At 43.2% G+C, this 19,636-nt stretch carries 18 protein-coding genes; 8 read left to right on the forward strand and 10 right to left on the reverse strand.

Features of this window, described 5'->3' with window-relative positions:
* Nucleotides 1-6 precede the first annotated feature (6 nt).
* The 6 genes from J3P43_RS05865 to J3P43_RS05890 all read right to left on the reverse strand — a co-directional run bounded on the left by J3P43_RS05865 (nt 7) and on the right by J3P43_RS05890 (nt 8,179).
* Nucleotides 7-534, reverse strand: a complete 528-nt coding sequence (locus tag J3P43_RS05865) for a c-type cytochrome (protein ID WP_255900247.1) — start codon at nt 532-534, stop codon at nt 7-9.
* Between the two features lie 138 nt (nt 535-672).
* The gene (locus tag J3P43_RS05870) at nt 673-1,065 is read right to left on the reverse strand and encodes a transmembrane 220 family protein (protein WP_255900249.1); all 393 of its coding nucleotides are present in this window, start codon (nt 1,063-1,065) and stop codon (nt 673-675) included.
* Nucleotides 1,066-1,122: 57 nt separating this feature from the next.
* Nucleotides 1,123-2,232 carry a Gfo/Idh/MocA family protein gene (locus J3P43_RS05875; RefSeq protein ID WP_255900251.1) on the reverse strand — a complete coding sequence of 370 codons (1,110 nt, stop codon included), beginning with the start codon at nt 2,230-2,232 and terminating at the stop codon, nt 1,123-1,125.
* A 34-nt stretch (nt 2,233-2,266) separates the two neighbouring features.
* The gene (locus J3P43_RS05880) at nt 2,267-3,124 is read right to left on the reverse strand and encodes a sugar phosphate isomerase/epimerase family protein (RefSeq protein ID WP_255900253.1); all 858 of its coding nucleotides are present in this window, start codon (nt 3,122-3,124) and stop codon (nt 2,267-2,269) included.
* 12 nt (nt 3,125-3,136) lie between these two features.
* Nucleotides 3,137-4,672 carry an MFS transporter gene (locus J3P43_RS05885; RefSeq protein WP_255900255.1) on the reverse strand — a complete coding sequence of 512 codons (1,536 nt, stop codon included), beginning with the start codon at nt 4,670-4,672 and terminating at the stop codon, nt 3,137-3,139.
* Between the two features lie 30 nt (nt 4,673-4,702).
* The gene (locus J3P43_RS05890) at nt 4,703-8,179 is read right to left on the reverse strand and encodes a PVC-type heme-binding CxxCH protein (RefSeq protein ID WP_255900258.1); all 3,477 of its coding nucleotides are present in this window, start codon (nt 8,177-8,179) and stop codon (nt 4,703-4,705) included.
* Nucleotides 8,180-8,304: 125 nt separating this feature from the next.
* Between J3P43_RS05890 and J3P43_RS05895 the strand changes: the two genes are divergently transcribed.
* Nucleotides 8,305-9,192: an AraC family transcriptional regulator gene (locus J3P43_RS05895; protein WP_255900260.1), complete on the forward strand. Its 888-nt coding sequence runs from the start codon at nt 8,305-8,307 to the stop codon at nt 9,190-9,192.
* A gap of 63 nt (nt 9,193-9,255) precedes the next feature.
* A complete protein-coding gene (locus tag J3P43_RS05900) occupies nt 9,256-10,035 on the forward strand; it encodes an NIPSNAP family protein (protein WP_255900263.1) in 780 nt (259 codons plus the stop codon).
* A gap of 70 nt (nt 10,036-10,105) precedes the next feature.
* Here J3P43_RS05900 and J3P43_RS05905 read toward each other — a convergent pair whose 3' ends face one another.
* Together J3P43_RS05905 and J3P43_RS05910 are read right to left on the reverse strand one after the other, a co-directional pair.
* Entirely contained in the window at nt 10,106-11,341 is a 1,236-nt protein-coding gene (locus J3P43_RS05905) for a PQQ-dependent sugar dehydrogenase (protein ID WP_255900265.1), read from the reverse strand.
* Between the two features lie 327 nt (nt 11,342-11,668).
* The gene (locus J3P43_RS05910; RefSeq protein ID WP_255900267.1) at nt 11,669-13,564 is read right to left on the reverse strand and encodes an AAA domain-containing protein; all 1,896 of its coding nucleotides are present in this window, start codon (nt 13,562-13,564) and stop codon (nt 11,669-11,671) included.
* Nucleotides 13,565-13,755: 191 nt separating this feature from the next.
* On the opposite strand from J3P43_RS05910, the gene J3P43_RS05915 reads away from it, so the two are divergent.
* The 5 genes from J3P43_RS05915 to J3P43_RS05935 all read left to right on the forward strand — a co-directional run bounded on the left by J3P43_RS05915 (nt 13,756) and on the right by J3P43_RS05935 (nt 16,630).
* The gene (locus J3P43_RS05915; protein ID WP_255900270.1) at nt 13,756-14,556 is read left to right on the forward strand and encodes a GDSL-type esterase/lipase family protein; all 801 of its coding nucleotides are present in this window, start codon (nt 13,756-13,758) and stop codon (nt 14,554-14,556) included.
* Nucleotides 14,557-14,831: 275 nt separating this feature from the next.
* Nucleotides 14,832-15,299 (forward strand): response regulator transcription factor, encoded by a 468-nt coding sequence (locus J3P43_RS05920; RefSeq protein ID WP_255900272.1) that lies wholly within the window; start codon nt 14,832-14,834, stop codon nt 15,297-15,299.
* A 114-nt stretch (nt 15,300-15,413) separates the two neighbouring features.
* On the forward strand, nt 15,414-15,917 hold the full coding sequence (locus J3P43_RS05925; RefSeq protein ID WP_255900274.1) for a DUF4199 domain-containing protein: 504 nt from the start codon (nt 15,414-15,416) through the stop codon (nt 15,915-15,917).
* Nucleotides 15,918-15,933: 16 nt separating this feature from the next.
* Nucleotides 15,934-16,332 (forward strand): VOC family protein, encoded by a 399-nt coding sequence (locus tag J3P43_RS05930; protein WP_255900276.1) that lies wholly within the window; start codon nt 15,934-15,936, stop codon nt 16,330-16,332.
* Nucleotides 16,333-16,432: 100 nt separating this feature from the next.
* Nucleotides 16,433-16,630, forward strand: a complete 198-nt coding sequence (locus J3P43_RS05935; RefSeq protein WP_255902303.1) for a DUF2200 family protein — start codon at nt 16,433-16,435, stop codon at nt 16,628-16,630.
* A 194-nt stretch (nt 16,631-16,824) separates the two neighbouring features.
* On the opposite strand, the gene J3P43_RS05940 is transcribed toward J3P43_RS05935, so the two are convergent.
* Together J3P43_RS05940 and J3P43_RS05945 are read right to left on the reverse strand one after the other, a co-directional pair.
* Complete coding sequence (locus tag J3P43_RS05940; protein ID WP_255900278.1) at nt 16,825-17,409, reverse strand: dihydrofolate reductase family protein; 585 nt, start codon at nt 17,407-17,409, stop codon at nt 16,825-16,827.
* Between the two features lie 338 nt (nt 17,410-17,747).
* On the reverse strand, nt 17,748-18,161 hold the full coding sequence (locus tag J3P43_RS05945; protein WP_255900280.1) for a VOC family protein: 414 nt from the start codon (nt 18,159-18,161) through the stop codon (nt 17,748-17,750).
* Between the two features lie 190 nt (nt 18,162-18,351).
* Between J3P43_RS05945 and J3P43_RS05950 the strand changes: the two genes are divergently transcribed.
* The gene (locus J3P43_RS05950; protein ID WP_255900282.1) at nt 18,352-19,329 is read left to right on the forward strand and encodes a GlxA family transcriptional regulator; all 978 of its coding nucleotides are present in this window, start codon (nt 18,352-18,354) and stop codon (nt 19,327-19,329) included.
* Nucleotides 19,330-19,636 lie beyond the last annotated feature (307 nt).

Consider the following 19,636-nt stretch of genomic DNA (forward strand, 5'->3'; position numbering starts at 1 on the left):
TATACGTTATTTAAGCGATAAGATATACTGAGCCATCTTTTTTGCATCTGAAGAAGATATTTGAGGATGTGGAGACATTGGAACTTCGCCCCATACACCTGCGCCACCATTAACAATTTTATCTGCAAGTTTAGAAAAGTTCTCCTCGGTGTCGGGATATTTTGCAGCGACCTCTTCGTAGGCCGGTCCGACAAGCTTGACATCTGTCTTATGGCACGCAAAACAGTCGGATTTTGCCATAAGCGCTTTGCCTTGAGAGATAGCAGAAGTAGAAGTTGCGGGTTTTGCCTTAACTTTTTCGGCCGGTTTTGGACTTGATTTCTCAGTGGTAGCAGTGGCCGGCTCTGTTGGAGAAGCCAGTGTTGCAGTATCAGTAATAACCGCTGTTGTATCTGAAACCGCCTCTGCTGTATCAGCCATTGATTGTTCAGATGCTGATTCTGCCTTCTGAGAATCCGGTCCTCCGCAACCGGCTAGTGACAATGACAGAGAGATTCCAATCAGGAAGGCAGGGGAAAAAATGATTCTTTTCATTATAAGTGTGTATGTGGTTTAATTAGTAATTTACTTAAGCGGGATGAAGCCGTTAAGCGCCTGTAAAAATAGAAAAATACATTCAAGAGCTTCATCACTTTGCCTTAGCTTTAAAATATTATTTAAGCTGTTTGATCTTTAAGTTTGTAGACCCGATTCGTTTCCGCCGTTTCTCAACCAAAACATGTTCACAAGAAAAGCGAAAACACAGATCAACAATCCTCCGAACTCACGGGTTTCCTCAATCCAGGGCTTAGTGGCTTTCATACTTTGCACTATATTTTCCGAGTCGTGTACAGTTATCCAGCTTAATACTCCATTTCGATCGAAAAACAGATAAATGGCATAAGACAAGCAAACCGCCAGCCCTAGAATATAATATTTCGGAGAGTACACTTTTCGCAACGCAAAATAGCATATAACGGCAGCATACAGATAAATCGGAACCCAAATGTAGGGGTCCGGATCATTGTATTGCAAAACTGCCGACAAAATGAATATTAAAATCAAAATGACATTCAATACTTTCATTTCCAATTATTATATCCTTTATGAATTGAAAAATATCATCTCTTGCTTAAGCTCTGGTTAAAATGTAAACTCCGGCAATTTAATTATTTCGCCGCCTTTCATAGCCGACTCATGGGCAAGGATACCAACACAGGTGATATTGGCCGATTGTTTAGCATTCGGATAAGGTTCTCTGCCCTCAACCAGCACAGTAAGAAACTCGTTGGCTAGATGAGGATGTGAGCCACCATGACCAGAACCCTGGATAAAGGAAAGGTGCTGATGTTCGTCCGAATCGTACACGCCCGCCGTTGTGAAGTGCTGGATTTCTTTTGGAAGCAGATGGGCATAATCTGGTATTTTAACTTTTTCAGGCGATTCACCGGTATGGATTACACTATCTTCATGTTCAATTAAAGTCCATTCGAAGGATTTTTTAGAACCGTAAACATCAAAGCTTTCCCGATATTGACGGGCTGTGTTAAATAAAGACCGGGTAACCTCTGCAGCTAAATCCGAGTTACGGAATTTGATATGACATGTTTCTATCGCGAAAGGTGAGCCATATTTACTGATCAAGTTTTCATCAATCCTACCCGAACCCAGGCAGGAAACGTATTCCGCCTGTGCATGTGGGAGAGCCAGAACCGGCCCGACGCAATGCGTGGCATAATGCATAGGAGGCAATCCTTCCCAATAACCCGGCCAGCCTGCCATTTCCTGCTGATGGGAGGCACGTAAAAACTGAATTTTGCCTAATTCTCCTTTTTCGTATAATTCCTTCACAAACAGAAACTCGCGGCTGTAGATTACAGTTTCCATCATCATATACGTCAGCCCGGTTTCCTGCACTGCCTCCACTATCTGACGGCATTCTTCTACCGTCGTCGCCATTGGTACCGTACAAGCTACATGTTTTCCAGCCCTTAAAGCTGCTATAGACTGCTCAGCATGATTTTGTATAGGGGTATTGATGTGAACTGCATCAATATCAGGATCCTTAAGCAGTTCCTCGTAGCTTGTATATCTTTTTTCGATGCCAAAAGCATTGCCGATTTCTTCCAGCTTTTCAGGATTTCGCTGACATATAGCATACATATTGGCGTAAGGATGCTTTTGATAAATTGGGATAAACTCTGCTCCAAATCCAAGTCCGATGATGGCAATGTTAATCTTTTTTTGACTCATACTGTTGTTATAGATTTATTATGGTTTTTAGAAATTAGTTGTTCCACTGCTTTAAAAACTGAAGTCCCTCCCTTGCAAACCCATCCTGGCTTGGCACAAGCGGACGCCATATACACACAGCCCCTGCAAGCTCCTTTATTTCTGGGGTGAAACTTTCGATAGAGATTACCCCCTCATAGTTGATTGCCTCCAGCGCTCTCTTGTAAGCGTCCCAGCGGGTTTGACCTGTGCCGGGAGTTCCCCTGTAATTTTCTGAAACCTGCAAATGGATAAGATCGCTTCCGGCAAGCCGAATGGCTCTTTCGATATCCGGTTCTTCAATGTTCATATGGAAACCGTCCAGCATAATTTTAGCAGCCGGATGGTTGATGTCTTTGACTAATTTAACCACATCTTCAGCAGTATTGATAAGATCCGTTTCGAAACGGTTTAGCGGTTCAAGCGCAATTTTAAGCCCTCTGCTATCGGCCATATGACACACCTTAGTAAGGTTCAAGACGGCCCGTTCCCACTCAATTTTCTTCTGCTCGGATGATACCAGCCTGGCTTTTCCTACGGCAGAATACATTGGTCCGGCTAAGAAGCCTGCACCTAATTCATAGCATATCTCAAGACAGGATTCGATGTAGTTAAAACTGGTTTGATGAAAAGCAGGATCATCGTGCGTCAGATCGCGACTGGTACCGAAAGCACCGCAGATAACCGGTTTTAAATCATATTGGGCCAGTGCTTCTTTAACTGCCCCGACATCTATCAAAGAAGGATCCTCAACGGGTATCTCTACCACATCGTAACCCATTTCTTTTATTTTCGGGAACAGGGAGACAGTATCCGTTTGAAACGGAGAGGTCCATAACCAGGTACTGACGCCAAACTTGATATTTAAACTCATTTATAATTTGTACTAAGTTGATGCAACGTTATTTTCGGCCAGCAGAACCGGCTTATATCCGCCCTTTGATTTAAAATAAAACATCAGTAAGATATAGCAGATGAACATCCCGATGGGAAATAAAGCAACTGTTTTGAGAGCTTCTTTTTTAGCTTCATCCTGAATTGTTATAACAGATTGCTTTTCCTCTGCAGGTGCTTCCGATAACTTAGCTATGTTGACCGATTGATAGTCGCCAAAGATGCTTGTCTTCTTTTCGGTGACATAGGTGCTGTGGAGCGCCGTATTGTTTGCGTTGTCATAGCTTCTCAGACTTGTATCGATGGTTTTATCCTGAACAAAGCCCAATATTACTGCGCCAATGACTCCTGCTCCGATCATCCCCACGCCTCCTGTTATATTAAGCGTCAATGCCCCTCCTTTAGGAAAACGCTCTGCCACTACGCCCAACATCGTTGGCCAGAAGAATGTTTTCCCAAGTCCGAAAACTGTGGCCGCCACCAGGATCATCACACCCGCTGAAGCCGACAAAAGAAAGAGTCCGATAGCCGCAACAATGGAGCAGGCAGCGAGTAATCCTAAAGGCGTGATCCTGTGTATGATTTTGCCTGCCAATAAACGAAGCACCACCATGATAACAGAAGTATAAACCAGGATCCAACCCGGCTGTATTCCAATTTTGGCCATTTCAGGAGCCATTAAGTCGGATATCCAGCTATCTGTACCCAGCTCTGTTGTTGCCAGAGGTAACATAATCAATAGCATTATTATGAACAGTGGCTGTCCGAAACTCTTTACATAAAATCCGAAGGCTGCTACAATCAGCGCAGTTATGAGAATGTTTGCTGTAGTACTCCATCCAAAAACCGCCCCGATCTGAAAGATAATAAGAGCTACTATAATCAATGCACCGCCGATACCAACTTCCTTCAACATTTCAAGGTATGAAACTCCAGCTTTTACCCGTTCATTAACCGGGAAACGGTGAGGCAGCATCATAATTGCATAGGCGATAGCAGGAAGCAGAACCAGGATTATCTTAAGCTTCCACCCCACTTCAGGGCCCATCAGCAGAGCTATTATCCCTCCCAGCACCAACCCTGCAGGCCAGCCTGCATGCAGGAAATTCAGCCATTTGGTTTTCGCTTTAGGGAACATACTTGCTACTGCGGGATTGGTGACTGCTTCAACGGTACCATTACCCAGAGCCATAATAAAAGTACCCACATACAGCATGGTATAGCCGTCTGCAAAAAAGGTGATCACAGCTGATGAAACATGACAGATAAAAGCAAAGATCATCGAATTTTTATATCCAACCTTATCTATGATCAGACTGAATAATACGATACTGATTGCGAAAGGCCAAAGGCCCACTCCGGCAATTTCTCCTACCTGTGTTTTCGTGAGGTTGAATTCGGCCTCCCATTGTGGTAAGGTAAGTGCACGCAGAATAAAGCTGAATGACGTGGTTACAATCGCCATGAAGCAAGCTAAAAACAGCATCCTGTTGGGTGCCTCATGAGTTTGGTTAGTGTTGACGTTCATTTTTTGGGTTTTAGGTTAGTTTGGAATCATTTATTTTACAACTTTCATCATTCCGTTCATTATTCTCCAATGGCCGGGGAAAGTACATAGATATGGATAGTTACCTGGTGTTGAAGGAGCGGTGAACTGGAGAGTAGTCGCTTCTTCCGGGTTCAGTAATTTCGTGGCAAATAAAACCTCAGGCATTTTTGGAACATATTGCTTCTCTGCTCCATTTGGGTCCCTGGCAAGAACATCAGCAGCTTCTCCCACCTTATTCATCGTTCCGGGTTTCGCTATCACCAGGTTGTGCTGCATGAAATCAGGATTCTCGAGATTAATAATTACTGTTTGTCCCGCTTTCACCGTGAAGTTTGTCTTGTCGAACTTCATCACATGCTCTACGACCTTCATATTGATCACAACGGTATTGCCGCCCGAGCTTGCGTTACCGGAGGAAGAGCCAGCGACTTGTGTTCCTTCCGAAGGCTTCTTCAGTTCAAGTGACGTGTTTACGAAATTACCTGTGAACGCTGTCGGATTTAGATAACTGCCCACTTTATCTGCACCATTATCCTGCCCCACTCTGATGCCTTCAGTTGGCTGGGCATTGAATAAAGCAGGCGCTTTTGCCCCAGCTACCTGTTTTCCGTCAATTTCCAGGGAAATGGCGCCACCCTTGGACAACCTTGCTATAAAGTCAAACTTTTCAGGAATAGTATTGCGGGACGAAGCCATGTATACTTTTCCGTTCTGATTCACTACCATATGGAGCTTGCCATCTTTTACATACAGCGCATAGCCGTTTTCTTTTCCGCCGTGTGCAACAATAACACCCCCTAAATCTCTCTCCTGCTTTGATATTGATCCTTTAATTACGATTTCTTTCCCCGCTATTTCGGGAGGGAACTGGATCTGGCTCCTTCTTTCCAGTCGGTATACCTCTTCGTTAATACCTTTTGTCACCGCCAGACTTAGTTCCGATGGTTTGGCAGCTGTTTTCGCTGCTGCTAAGAATCCTTCCTGGTGAACCAGTGCCGCAGCATAAAGCGCCTGTGGAATATATTTGTCATTTACATTTGCTGAATCAGCAGATGCCTCGTACAACATATGGCCGAAATGAACAGAAGCAGGTTGTTCGGCTATTGCTAATAACGCGGCTAAACGGACACGCAGATCCGTATCTTTTAACAGAGCTGCTTTATGAAGTGACTCCATAAGTTTACTTTTCGGAAGAACCTGGATGGCTGCTTTTCTTACACCTGCAGCTGGGTGTGTTAAGGCTCCTGTTACTGCCTGTAGTGCCTCATTATTTGTCCCCTCTAATGCGCCCAAGCCCTGAAGTGTCCATAGGGCATGCACTACCGGACTATTTAATCCTATTTCATCAACATTGCGGTTGTTTATTATTCTCAGAAGACCCGGAATTGCAGCCGGATTCTTAGACTCAACCAGCAAGCGCTGAGCCGTCATTCTCCAAAACATGTTATCATTTTGTAATGCTGCCAGTAATCCCTCAGTATCGTCCTTAGATAATTTAATCGATGTATAAGGCTTGGCGTTTTTATATTTTACCCGATAAATCCGGCCTCTTTCCTTATCCCGCAGCGGATTGATATAGGCATTTCCCTTTCCGTTTTCAAAGCCTCTGGGGGTTGGGTTATGTTGGATGATAAAATCATACCAGTCAGCCACCCAAACTGCTCCATCCGGACCTACTTCTGCATGCACGGGACTCATCCATTCATCAGAACTGGCCATCAGGTTCCATCCGTCTTTTTCAATGAATCCGGCGCCGCTCTTTTCTATAATCGCATTATGAAGCATCCGACCGGTAGGCTCGGCAACAAAGGCAATTCTGTTCCAGTAGTTTTTTGGAAAGTTCCTTGCTGTGTAAAAGTTGTGTCCGGCGGCCGCAGTAAAACCGCCTTGCACATCTACCTGCCTCAGGTTCGGAAAAACCACGTGGATATCATAATGGCCATCAAGCTTTTGCACCGGCTGAACAGTAGTTGATGGTAACGTTCTTCTCATAAACTTAGCCGGCATCGAATAATATGCGCTGTGAGTATTATTTGCAGTAGATATAAACACGTCATTCTCTTCGGTGAAGCCAAGGCCCCAGGTATTGTTACTGGTACGTGCCAAAAATTCGAAATTTTTTCCATCCGGACTAAAATGATATACACCCTGGCCAAATTTGTGACTTTGCCCGTCTATCGTTCCTTCAAATCCGGCATAGCCCACTACTCCCCATATTTTGTTATCGAATCCGTATTTCAAGTTTGATGGCCCGGCGTGAGTATCGTTTTGTCCCCAACCGCTGATGATATTCTGACGAACATCTGCTTTGTCATCGCCATTAGTATCTTTCAGAAAGACCATATGAGGCGCCTGCGACACGATAACTCCTCCATTAGAAAAAGTCATGCTGGTAGGAATATTGAGATTATCTGCAAAAACGGTAAACTTGTCGGCTTTGCCGTCTCCATCAGTATCTTCTAAAATCTTTATCCTGTCGTCTCCGGCGCCGTCCTGATTTCTCACATCGTTCGGATAATCAACAGTTTCTATCACCCATAAGCGTCCTTTTTCATCCCATGCCATTGCTATGGGATTGGTGACATTAGGTTCGGAAGCAAAAAGCTCTAATTCAAAATCTACCGGAACCTGTATCCGCTTTTGTGATTCGGCCGGAGTAAAGGCATGCTGAAACATAGGCGCCGGATCACGCCTTTCGTAATTTGGCACATTGGCATCAGAATATACGCCCGGAGCTATTGCCAGTTTAGAGATCTGGCGCTGCACCTTATCACCGATTGCCCAAAGAACCCCATTGCGCACTAATTTTAAAAATTCAGGTTGGGTCCAGGTACTATCGTTATGTCCGCTGGCTGTATAGAACACCCTGCCGTTTCCTTCGTTACGTACCCATGTCCAGGGCTCACGGGTACTGCCTTCTACCCGCTCCTGCAGCACTGTCTTATCAGGATTAATATTGCTGTGAACATAGGTTTCATCCCACGAAGTGAAGGGCGCTACTCCCTGCATCACAGGATGATTTTGATTTACTGTCACCGGTGAAAAAACTCCGGCTTTATGAGACTTGAATTTGCCCCCTACAGCCTGTATGTACCATGCAGAGTTGCCAAAACATGCTGAAGCAGAGTGAATAGGAATTAAACCTTTCCCCCCCTGCACAAAATCTTTTAAGGCTTTTTCTTTAGCAGCAGAAATGGTATTGTAGTTAGCATATATGATAAGGCCGTCGTATTTCTTCAGGTTTTCATCAGTCAGATCGTTTGTGTCGGTAGTGTACGTCATATTGATGCCCTTATCGAATAAAGGAGTCATTAACATTGGCGCATACCTACCCGAATTATGATGAGTACTTGCATGTCCCAGAAATAAGACTTCTGCTCTGCGCGGAGTCTCCGCAATTCCGCCCTTATTTGAGGTTGTGATTTTATCTGAACAGTTGTAGAATATTATACTACAGATAAACAGGGAAAAAATTACTTTTTTCATTCGTTAGCTCGGTTTACAATTTGAAATCACAAGTAACTACTTTTTATAATATTATTTCTTCTAAATTATATCTAGTTCTGACTGTATTTTATCAATAGTGGTAATTTTTCTTTTACTTTCGGGATATGAGTACGATAATTCAGAAGTCAGCGGTACCAGATTCTAAAGTATTTGTTGTAAAACGGCTTGAAGAACGACACTTTGATCCTACGCTACACCTGCATCCGGAGTACCAGTTGTTCCTGGTCTTAGAGGGTATGGGCACCAGGATAATCGGTGACAGTATCAAACCTTTTAAAGCAGGCGATTTGGTATTTACAGGGCCTAATCTTCCTCACCTCTGGAAAAATGATGAAAGCTATTTCAGCAAAAGTAATCAGGCAAAGACCTCGGGAATAGTCATTTACTTCCCCGAAAACTTTCTGGGCGACATTATTAATCTGAAAGTGGAGCTGGAAAACATCCGCGAATTATTTAATAAAGCAACGAGAGGTTTAGAGATCCAGGGAAAGACTAACCGTTTGGTTGGCAGAATGATGGAGGAGTTGCTTCGAACGGAAGGAGTAGACAGCATTATTCTTCTGTTAAAGATTTTAAATACCATTGCAAATTCGGCAGACGGCCATCCCATAACTCATGTTAATTATGTTCCGATAAATAACAAGGCCGAAACCGACAGAATGAACAAGGTTTACCACTATGTAATGAAGAAATTCAGGCAAAAAGTGAGCCTTGAAGATGTTTCGGATTTAGTAAACATGACTCCCACCTCTTTTAGCAGATACTTTAAATCGCGGGTTAACAGGCCGTTTTCTGAGTTTTTAAAAGAAGTAAGAATTGATTATGCATTAAAACTTCTTAAAGAGAATAAAATAAGTATTAACCAGGTGAGTTACGAATCGGGATACAGTACTCTCTCAAACTTTAATAAGCACTTTAAAGAGGTTACCGGAAAAACACCGCTTAACTACAGAAAGGAATATTTAAAAATCAGAGGCGGAAAGATTTCTTAAATAAACGTGCATAATTTAGTTTGATAGTTTTTAAATTTTAATTTAGGACATTTAACCACAACCATGAAGTTAAACTTACTAATCACCGTATTATTATTACTTGGATCAGGCTCATCAACCAATCTCTTCGGCCAGTCAAAAAAGCGCTCGCTTTACGAACTTAAAATTTATCATCTTCAAAATAAAGAGCAGGAAAGTGTTGTGGATGAATATTTGAAAGATGCTTTTGTGCCGGCAATGCACCGGCAAGGAATAAAGAACATTGGCGTTTTTAAACCTATAGATACTACTCAGGACAGGCGCATCTATGTTTTAACCCCTTACAAAACGGTTAAGCAATTTGCTGATATTGCGAATAAACTGGATAGCGACAAGGCATATCACACAGCTGGAAAGCAGTATTTAGATGCCCCGCATACCAAAGCTCCTTATAAAAGAATCGAATCAATACTTATCAGCGCCTTCACTGCCATGCCTAACCTCCAAGTTCCGGCACTTAAAAACGCCCCGCAGAAAAGGGTATATGAGTTACGCAGCTACGAAGGGGCTACTGAAAAGATATTTAAAAATAAGGTTCATATGTTTAATGAAGGCGGCGAAGTTAGCCTATTCAACCGGCTGGGATTTAATGCTGTATTTTATGGAGAAGTGCTTGCTGGAAGCAGAATGCCAAACCTGATGTATATGACTTCGTTCGAAGACAAGGCCTCGCGTGATGAACATTGGAAAGCATTTGGAGCTGATGCTGAATGGAAAAAGCTTTCTTCAAATCCTTTTTATAAGAACAATGTATCCAAAATAGATATCACTTTTTTACACCCGACGGATTACTCGGATATTTGATGAAGATATTCTCCACCTCGGGTGTAGCTTAGATAACCGGGAGGTTAAGACGCGCCGTTTGTTGAAAATACTATTGCTTATCAATCCGATACAGTCTTCCTGCGTCCGTTATAGCGTACAATGCATTATCAGACCCCTGAGTGATATCTCTGAATCTCTCGTTCTCGCCTGCAAGTAAGCGTTCTTCAGCCACTACGCGGTTGTCTTGTATTATTAGCCGGGCAATATGAGTCCCGCTTAATGCACCAATGAAAAGATTATTTTGCCATTCAGGAATGCGATTGCCTTTATAAAAAGTCATACCACTTGGTGATATTACCGGGTCCCAATAGTATACAGGTTGTTCCATCCCGTTTTGTTGCTGAATGCCCGATCCAATGACTTGTCCGCCATATTCAATTCCATAAGTAATCACGGGCCATCCATAGTTTTTACCCGCTTGGACACGATTAATTTCATCGCCGCCACGCGGGCCGTGTTCACTCAGCCAAAGGTCGCCGGTTGTAGGGTGTAAAGCTAAGCCCTGCGGATTTCTATGACCTATGCTGTATAACTCGGGTAAGGCTCCTGCGCCGCTAAAGGCAGGATTTTGCGGCGCTGGCTGTCCGCTAGTTGTAATCCGGACAACCTTCCCCAAGGCCCCAGTTACAGACTGGGCCAATGGCCGGGTAGAGGTATTTGAACGTTCCCCCGTACTTACTAAGAGATTTCCTGTTTGATCAAATAAGATCCGGCCCCCGTAATGGAGAGTACTATTCGCTGCAGGATTAGCACGATATATTACTGTTGGATTTTCAATGCTGCCTTCATTAGCCGAAAGTCTTCCCTTGGCTACTGCTGTTAATGTTCCACCAGATACATTTTCAGAAAACACCCAGTACACCATTCTATTCGATGCGAACTGAGGGTCGAGACATAAACCCAGCAAACCTCCCTGTCCGGAAGAATTGACGGCTGGAATACCTGTAATCGGACTGCTCACTGTACCCGTCGTAGTAACAATTCGCATCCGCCCGATTTTTTCTGTTACCAGTAAACGTCCGTCGGGGAGGCTGGTTATCCCCCAGGGGGAAGAAAGAGCAGATGTTATCACATTTGCCTGAATAGCAGTGGTAGTGCTTATCCCGCCAATTCGTGTTTGTCCGGTAAACGCAGGTTTGTAATTCGTATTGGCGGGCTTGGTCTCCACGGGTGCGCCTGTGGCTGGAGGGTTTGTCTCCGGCCCGGGGGGCTTAGTCTTATCACCACATCCGGCTATTAGTCCCAAGGTGATGGATATATTGATTAAAAAGAATTTCGTGTTCATGGCAATGCTTTTATACTCAGTAGATATGAGTTTTTTTGTATTAACAAGTCAATCCGGTTTTTGTCTTTATTTTTTTCAATGACACCTCATTCTTTCCTACGCAATGGCATAGGCGGGTCGGCGGGCTTGAAACAGGCTGTCTAGGGCTTGGATCAGGTTTAGGCGCCCTACCATCTCCCCTTTTTTCAAGTGGAGATGCATACCTGCGCAAATGCGGGGTCTCTGTAGGTTGAGATTGCTACAGCTCCCTGCCCGAACCACCCTTCGGCTTCGCAAGGACAGAATTATGTTCTCTTCGCTTTCATAGAAAACTACTATACACCTCTTTCACATAAACTCCCAGGCACTTTTATATCCCCCGACACCTTCCGCATACCCAATAAAATCGGCATAAAAGGCACGGCGCGAAAGTGTTGCACTATCGCCAATAACCACCAGCTTCTTTCTGGCGCGGGTCATGGCAACATTCATCCTACGGATATCGGAAAGGAAGCCTATAGTTCCTTCAGGATTGCTGCGCGTCATACTTATATAGACAACATCACGCTCCTGGCCTTGAAAACTATCTATCGTGTTTACGGAGATATATTTTGAAAAGGGTTGAAGTGCCGGTTCCTGAAGCAAGAGATCTTTTAATACTCCCATCTGTTCTTTATAAGGCGATATTATAGCGATTGAAGGGCAATCCATCAGAGGTGTCAGATTCGTTATCAGCGTGGTTAAATGCCTGATAAGGAAGGCAGCTTCATCGGCGTTAGTGGTACTTGTTCCTTCTGCTTTTTCGTCGAAGCCGCAACCAGCAGTATCGAGAAAAGTGAGCGGCTGCTCCCCTTCTGTCAAAACATGATTGGCCACGGAGTCATGGGCCTTTAATTGCTGACCATAAAATACCCTTGACGAATAGCCCATAATAGCTTTGTTCATCCGATACTGCTCGTTGAGCATTACTACAGATTCGGGATGCAGCCTGATACATTTTTCGAGCAACGTAATATTTAAGCCTTTACGGGCGGATTCATCCGACTTAATTGTAGGCGGAAGCTGAAAAGGGTCGCCGGCAAGAATTAGTTTTTGAGCTTTAAGAACCGGAATCCAGCAAGCCGGTTCGAGCGCCTGGCCTGCCTCGTCTATTACTACCGTGTGGTATTTGAGGCTTCTTACCGTATAATGGTTGGCCCCAACAAGAGTTGCTGTGATCACCTGTGCTTTGGCCACCAGATCGTCTTGTATAAACTGTTCGGTATTGCCCACTTCTTTCATAATCTTGTGGGCCTCGTCAAATAAAGCCTTACGCTGCTCTCTTTCTGCGCGACCAAAATTGCGTTTGTATTTATGAGCCATGTTTTTGAAGTCGCTGGCCTGCTTTTTCAGCACCCGGACCTGCTTCATGCTACTGTGCTCGTTCATTTTGCTATCAAGTGTAAGTGAAAGCAGCTTCTCTGATACCCGCGCGGGATTTCCTACCCGCAGCACGTTAAGCCCTTCGTCTGCCAGCTTTTCACTAAGCAAATCAACGGCTGTATTGCTGGGCGCTACCACTAATATCTGCTTCCCGTCTTGTTTAATCAATGCTTTTACGGCCTGAACCAGAGTGGTTGTTTTACCGGTACCCGGCGGGCCATGAACGATGGCAAGTTCGCGGGCAGCAAGTATAGAATTGAGGCTTTGCTGCTGCGAAGCGTTGAGTTTAGGTACCTCGTAGCGCGGGATATCGCTTTTGAATGTGGGTTTCCCTTCGCCGTTTAGAATCTGCGCCAACCCACCTTCCTTTGGATTTTCTGTCCGCTTTGCAGCCTCTTTAAGTGCTGCCAGCATTTCGTCGTAACTGTTATTATCAAACAAAAGCTCTATACCAAGTTTCCCCTCGCTGGCCCAATCGGGAAGTTCTTCTGTGCGCAGGGTAATTTTAAGGCGGTTGCCTGCCTGAAAAGTTATCGTACCTTCTGCCCTGTCTTGCGCAGGATTATGGTTTGAAAAAAGCACGGCCGAAGCGCCAAAGCGAAGCTGGTGCGAAATGTCGTGATGGGTAGTTCGCTCTGCTTCGAGACTAAGGTAATCGCCGCGGGCAGGTTCGGTGCCCCGGATAGCAATCGGATACCAGGTCAAACCTGCAGCCCGCCGGTCGGCAACACTTGCTGATTGTGTGAGTTTAAGATATGATTCAAGATCAGCGCTGCGCTCGATTTGAAGCAGCTGAATGAGATTGGCGAAGTATGGGTGCAAGTGGTGTTATTTTTTGGGTGCAAAGGTATGGCTGTAAGCGCAAAATAACTATTGTTAAGTGGCTTATTATAAGTTTAGCTTCCCGCCGGTTCATCGGAAGTTGTAACCGAAGAGCGGCAATCAGATATAAATTAGCTTATACTGTCCGGATTCAGTTTATTTGTAAGGTCTGTATCTTCAAAACTCTGTTTATGAATCAGAAAACATCAAGAAGAACTTTTTTGCGCTCGTCGGCCTTTGTTGGTTTAGCAGCGGCATTGCCTGTCGAAAAAAGCTGGGCAGATAATTTAACTCAGGAATCGCCGGAATTGCTTCCTGCCGACAAGGAACTTGTGATTTTGTTCCAGGGTGATTCGATTACTGATGGCAACCGGGGAAGAAATAAAGATCCGAATCATATCATGGGACATGGATATGCTTTTTCGGTAGCGAGCCGGGTTGGAGCAGACTTCCCCGAATCAAAAATTACCTTTTATAACCGCGGAATCAGTGGAAATCGGGTGGCGGATCTTAAAAACAGGTGGCAAACAGATACGCTCGATCTTAAGCCGGATGTGCTCAGCGTTTTAGTAGGGATAAATGATGCTGCTGTTCTGATTAACAAAAAAGCATCTGAAGAAGACGCCTATGACGTCTTCGAAAATACCTACCGCGATATATTAACACAAAGCAGACAACAGAATCCGAACACCCTGTTTGTTTTGTGCCTTCCCTTCGTGTACCCGGTATCGAAAGTAAAAGATAAATGGGAACAATATAAGAATGCTGTCGCAAGCTACACCGAACGGATATATAAATTGGCTAAAGAATTTAATGCGGTAATAGTAGATTTTCCAGCGGTGTTTGATAAAGCTCAGAAAAAAGCCTCTATTGAATACTGGATGTGGGATGGTATTCATCCAACAGTGCCGGGACATGAGCTAATGGCCAGGGAGTGGATAAAACAAGTAAGTTCGAAGCTTAAGTTTTTGAAGAGGTACGGGTATAGGTAAGTTATTTGTCTTTAACGGCAAAAAAGTCAAAGCAATTTTAGGAGGGGTCACTTATGTACCCACTTTGAGGAACCAGACTACAAAAAATTAGTGGGACATAAATAAAAGGCTACACATAACATCACCTTTGCAAAAATGGCGGGTACATTTATCTCGAGCTTTTTCTACATTTAACTAAGTTTTGGACCGGGTGACATTGAATTGCTTTCTATCCGCCATCTTCGCAAAGCCCTAACCGTTAGCAGCAAGCAAAACAAACACAGTTAAATTAGACAATGACTCTTTTAAAGGATTTTAAACATATCATTTTATACGGGCTGATTTTAGCGATTTTGGTTTTTGCTCTAAAATGGCTACAATGGAAATTTCTAATCGTAGACAACTCTATTGATATTTACATTGGACTAATTGCTGTCTTTTTTACCATTTTAGGAGTTTGGGTAGCTACGCAACTTGTGAAACCGAAAGTGCATAAAGTAATTATAGAGAAAGAGGTGTTCATACCACTGCCAGATGATTTTACAATTAATGAGGTGGGACTAAAAAAATTGAATTTAAGTAGCCGAGAATACGAAGTATTACAACTCATTTCAAAAGGCTACAGTAACGCAGACATTTCAAAAAACTTATTTCTCTCTGTTAGTACAGTCAAGACCCACGTATCTAATCTTTTTACAAAAATGGATGTACAAAGCAGAACCCAGGCAATAGAAAAGTCCAAACGATTGAAAATCATACCGTAATGCGCTCATACTTTCGTATGAAAAACTATCACCAAAGCCATTTTGGTACTAAAGTATGACGCTGACTTCAACTTCTAATTTTAGTTTTGGAGTCTAATTAAAATAGGAAGATCGATGAAAAAAGCAGTTTTAATCTTTGGGTTGGTTATCGGGTTCATATTATCTGTAAATATGATTCTGATGGTAAATCTAATGTACAGCAATCCCGAAATGAAGGGTAATGATGTTGTAGGGTATGCGACAATGGTTGTCCTATTTTCGCTCATTTTCTTTGGTGTTCGGAGTTATAGAAACAAACATCTTGACGGATTTATTCCCTTTGGAAAGGCATTCAAAATAGGTTTTTGGATTGCATTAATTGGTTCTACAATGTATGTAGTTGTTTGGCTCTTTTACTATTATTTATTTGTTCCAGACTTTATAGATATATACACTTCTCACGTATTAAACAATTGCACAACCGCCTCTGACCTATCAGCCAAAACTGCTGAAATGGCAAATTTTAAGGAGATGTACAAGAATCCCTTGTTTGTCATTCTAATAACCTTTGCAGAAGTATTACCCGTTGGATTGGTTGTTGCCTTTGTAAGTGCTCTAATACTCAAAAAGAAGCAATAATCTAAATAAGTACGATATGAAACTTCAAATCACATCATTTCTCACATTTCAAGAAAACAATGCTGAAGAAGCTATGAATTTTTACGTGGATTTATTTGACAGTTCAAAAGTTATTGACATCCATCGTTATGGTAAAGAAGGTCCAGGAAAAGAAGGGTCTGTCATGAAAGCCGAATTTGAACTGAACGGAAAGCAATTTATTTGCAGCGATAGTTTTATTAAACACAAATGGACTTTCACTCCTGCTATTTCAAATTGGGTGGAATGTAAAAATGAAAAAGAACTTGAAACACTTTATTCAAAACTGTCTGAAAACGGATTTGTAATGATGCCATTGGATAACTATGGGTTTAGTCGAAAATTTACATGGGTTGCAGACAAATTTGGTATCTCATGGCAATTGAATTTACAGTGATAACGACAAAAATTTACAAGATGTCGTTTGCAAGCGTCTATCAAGATACCTTCAAAAAGCAGAAAAGAGAGGTCTCACGAAAATAGAGGTAGATGAAATCATATTTTGGCTAACTGGATATAACAAGAAAACATTGCAACATCAAATTGACAGGGAAACCGATTTTGAAACTTTTTTGTGGAAGCACCGCAGATCAATCCAAATGCCCGGATATGGGGGCTGTGATTGGTTCGTGGGGACACGAATCAAGGCAGAGTGCTGTCTATTAAACAAAGTCAAACATATGCCGATAGATTAGTACAATCGCAACCTCCCCCACAAAACACCTGCCTACCCCCTTAAACCTGATAGAAGCGAATAGCCCGCAACGAAGCCAAGTCGGTGCGCAGTGTGAGGACTAGTAGCGCATAGCAGGGCTCCCCTCTTTCATAGCAGCACCCCAGCACCTTTCAAAATCCCTGCTCAAAATCCTATCCAAGAAGGTCTTCATCTCTAAACGCCGATCGGCTGCTTCACATAGCCACGCTTAACCACTCCACAAGTAAATTCTTCGGACTGAATAATCTTTGAGCCTGCCAGCGACTGGATGAGTTGAGGCAGAGCTTTACCGTGTTTTATGGTAATGGGGTGCAGCCATAAATAGTATTCGTCTATTAAATTATGTTGGATGAGATAAGCGGCTAGCTGACAGCTCCCCAATACGATGATGTTCTTACCCGGCTTTTCTTTTAATTTTTTGAGCTGGCGTAAAATGTTCTGCTGCAGCAAAAGCGAATTAGTCCAGGGGGTTTGGGCTAATGTTTTAGAAACCACGATTTTAGTATAGCGGTTCATCATCTCTGCCAGGGCCAGATCGGCTTTTGCAATGCTTAGATCGTTTCGTTTGATTATCCAGTATCCGGCAAAGGCATTATAGGTGTTTCGGCCAAGCAGAAGGGTGTCGCAGGTATGGAGCAGTTTTCCCAGGGCTTCGCACATTTCGTCGTTCCAGTAAGGGAGATGCCAGTCCAGACTACCGTCGGGACCGGCAATGAAATCGTCGTTAGTGATATTTATGGATAGAATGATTTTTCTCATTTCTACTGGGTGTTTAGGGAACAGTGGCTTCTACTCAAACAAACACTGGACTTTGCTTAGTAAAGCTGATGGTTGCTACGTGTCATATCTGGCAGACAGAGATATCTCTCCGGAATGCAGGAGAACTGGAAACTCGAGAGATTTCTTCTATCGTAACAAAGCGCTTTAGCATGAATTTCTGTTAATCATACCCCGGCCGCCATTCACGACTAGCGCTCGGTTCCGAAGATCTGGCGCTTATGTGGTGATTTAGGGCAGTTTCCATAATCGATTGGTGTTAATGTGTTTATGTTCCCGGGCAGGGCGCAGGCTCCTGCTCCGGGGATGGGGAAGTCCAATTAAGGGTTTTGCGGAATTGCGCTGGTATCCATATAGGCTACTTCCCAGAGATGTCCGTCGAGGTCTTCGAAACCATGAGAATACATCCAGCCATGATCTTGCTTTGCCATTGGTGCGGCGCCTCCTGCTTCAACTGCTAAGCGAACCAACTGGTCAACTTCTTCTTTGCTCTCGGCAGAAAGACAGATGAGTACTTCGGTATTTTTCTTTGCATCGCTGATTTCTTTGCCGGGTAAAAATGTTTTGAAGAACGGCTCGACCAGGAGCATCACGTAGATATCGTCGGAAATGACCATACTTGTTGCATTCTCGTCGGTGAATTGCGCGTTAAAGCTGAAGCCTAACTTGGTGAAGAATTCTACCGACCTGTTTAAGTCTTTAACCGGAAGGTTTACAAAAATTTTATTTGCCATGATTTTATTTTTAGGTTATTAAATCTTGTTCGTTGATCCAAAGGTAGGGCAGATTTCAGAACGGGGTGCTGTATAAAACTGACTTAAAAAGGGTGTGTTTGCGACCTTCTTTGTCGGCCTTCTAACTCTTGAGGTGTAGGAATTAATTGTTAAATTTGGTTATCAGCAAAACTCGTTTGTCAATAAAACCATGAAACAGATATCTATTTTAGTACCTTTTGAAGCGGTTCCTTCTACCATTGTTGATCCCAGGTACATATTTACCACGGTAAACCAGTTCTTGATAAAGGCGGGAAAAGAGCCTGTATTTGACGTTCGGCTGGTAGGTTTAGCCAAGCAGGTGAGCCTTAACAATGGCGCTTTTGCAGTGAATTGCGATGTTTTAATGGCTGATGTTAAAAAAACAGATTTGATCGTAATACCTGCCCTATCGGGAGATATGAAATCGGCCATTGAAATAAATGCTGCTTTTATTCCCTGGATTGTTAATCAACATAAAAAGGGAGCAGAAGTGGCATCTTTTTGCCTGGGCGCGTTTTTGCTGGCTTCTACCGGGCTGCTGAACGGAAAATCCTGTTCTACGCACTGGTTCTCGGCAAATGAATTCCGGACGATGTTTCCGGAGGTAACGATGACCGAAGGCAGTATTATTACTGAAGTGGAGGGACTTTATTCAAGCGGCGGCGCCAGCTCATACATGAACTTGATGTTGCATCTGATCGAGAAATATGCCGGCCGGGAGTTATCAATTATGGCAGCAAAATTTTTTGCGATAGAGATTGACCGTAAAAGTCAGTCGCCTTTTGTGATGTTTAACGGACAGAAGAAACATGAAGATGAGCCGATAAAGCTGGCCCAGGAGTTTATTGAGCAACACTATACCGATAAATTGTCGGTAGATCTGCTGGCAGATAAATTTGCGATTGGCAGGCGGCATTTTGAGAGACGTTTTAAAAAAGCAACCAGTAATACGCCTGCAGAATATATTCAGCGCGTAAAGATTGAAGCAGGTAAAAAGTTGCTTGAAAACTCGTCTATGAATATAACCGAGGTGATGTATGAGGTAGGTTACACGGACACCAAAGCGTTCAGAACTGCTTTTAAGAAAATTACGGGCATGTCGCCGATAGAATACAAGCAGAAGTATAACAGGCAGGCTGCGGCGTAATTAAGAAACCGCTGTTGGGGGATTTGCAATTCTGAAAGCCTATTGGAGTTTCTACTGACGAATTTACCTAATCTGCTTATAAATTTACTCCGACGGATTCCATTCCGGTTCAAATGCGTCATACCTTGAGCTAAGTATCGCAGTAATCAAAATCTTCTCCTCCACATTAGCAAATGATTTGCAGAGCGAGATGATATCTAAAAAATTGAAAATTCTTAAAACAACACGGCCTCAACACTATTGTAATTTTGTACCATTAAAACAAAATATGAGCAAACGATACTAATTCAAAACAAGTGCTTAACAC

This window comes from Paradesertivirga mongoliensis, from assembly GCF_024436395.1.
In the GTDB taxonomy this organism is placed as follows: domain Bacteria; phylum Bacteroidota; class Bacteroidia; order Sphingobacteriales; family Sphingobacteriaceae; genus Paradesertivirga; species Paradesertivirga mongoliensis.

Coding starts and splice junctions, on each gene's coding strand:
- J3P43_RS05865 (WP_255900247.1), bottom strand. CDS start 534: ATGAAAAGAATCATTTTTTCCCCTGCCTTCCTGATTGGAATCTCTCTG.
- J3P43_RS05870 (WP_255900249.1), bottom strand. CDS start 1,065: ATGAAAGTATTGAATGTCATTTTGATTTTAATATTCATTTTGTCGGCA.
- J3P43_RS05875 (WP_255900251.1), bottom strand. CDS start 2,232: ATGAGTCAAAAAAAGATTAACATTGCCATCATCGGACTTGGATTTGGA.
- J3P43_RS05880 (WP_255900253.1), bottom strand. CDS start 3,124: ATGAGTTTAAATATCAAGTTTGGCGTCAGTACCTGGTTATGGACCTCT.
- J3P43_RS05885 (WP_255900255.1), bottom strand. CDS start 4,672: ATGAACGTCAACACTAACCAAACTCATGAGGCACCCAACAGGATGCTG.
- J3P43_RS05890 (WP_255900258.1), bottom strand. CDS start 8,179: ATGAAAAAAGTAATTTTTTCCCTGTTTATCTGTAGTATAATATTCTAC.
- J3P43_RS05895 (WP_255900260.1), top strand. CDS start 8,305: ATGAGTACGATAATTCAGAAGTCAGCGGTACCAGATTCTAAAGTATTT.
- J3P43_RS05900 (WP_255900263.1), top strand. CDS start 9,256: ATGAAGTTAAACTTACTAATCACCGTATTATTATTACTTGGATCAGGC.
- J3P43_RS05905 (WP_255900265.1), bottom strand. CDS start 11,341: ATGAACACGAAATTCTTTTTAATCAATATATCCATCACCTTGGGACTA.
- J3P43_RS05915 (WP_255900270.1), top strand. CDS start 13,756: ATGAATCAGAAAACATCAAGAAGAACTTTTTTGCGCTCGTCGGCCTTT.
- J3P43_RS05920 (WP_255900272.1), top strand. CDS start 14,832: ATGACTCTTTTAAAGGATTTTAAACATATCATTTTATACGGGCTGATT.
- J3P43_RS05925 (WP_255900274.1), top strand. CDS start 15,414: ATGAAAAAAGCAGTTTTAATCTTTGGGTTGGTTATCGGGTTCATATTA.
- J3P43_RS05930 (WP_255900276.1), top strand. CDS start 15,934: ATGAAACTTCAAATCACATCATTTCTCACATTTCAAGAAAACAATGCT.
- J3P43_RS05940 (WP_255900278.1), bottom strand. CDS start 17,409: ATGAGAAAAATCATTCTATCCATAAATATCACTAACGACGATTTCATT.
- J3P43_RS05945 (WP_255900280.1), bottom strand. CDS start 18,161: ATGGCAAATAAAATTTTTGTAAACCTTCCGGTTAAAGACTTAAACAGG.
- J3P43_RS05950 (WP_255900282.1), top strand. CDS start 18,352: ATGAAACAGATATCTATTTTAGTACCTTTTGAAGCGGTTCCTTCTACC.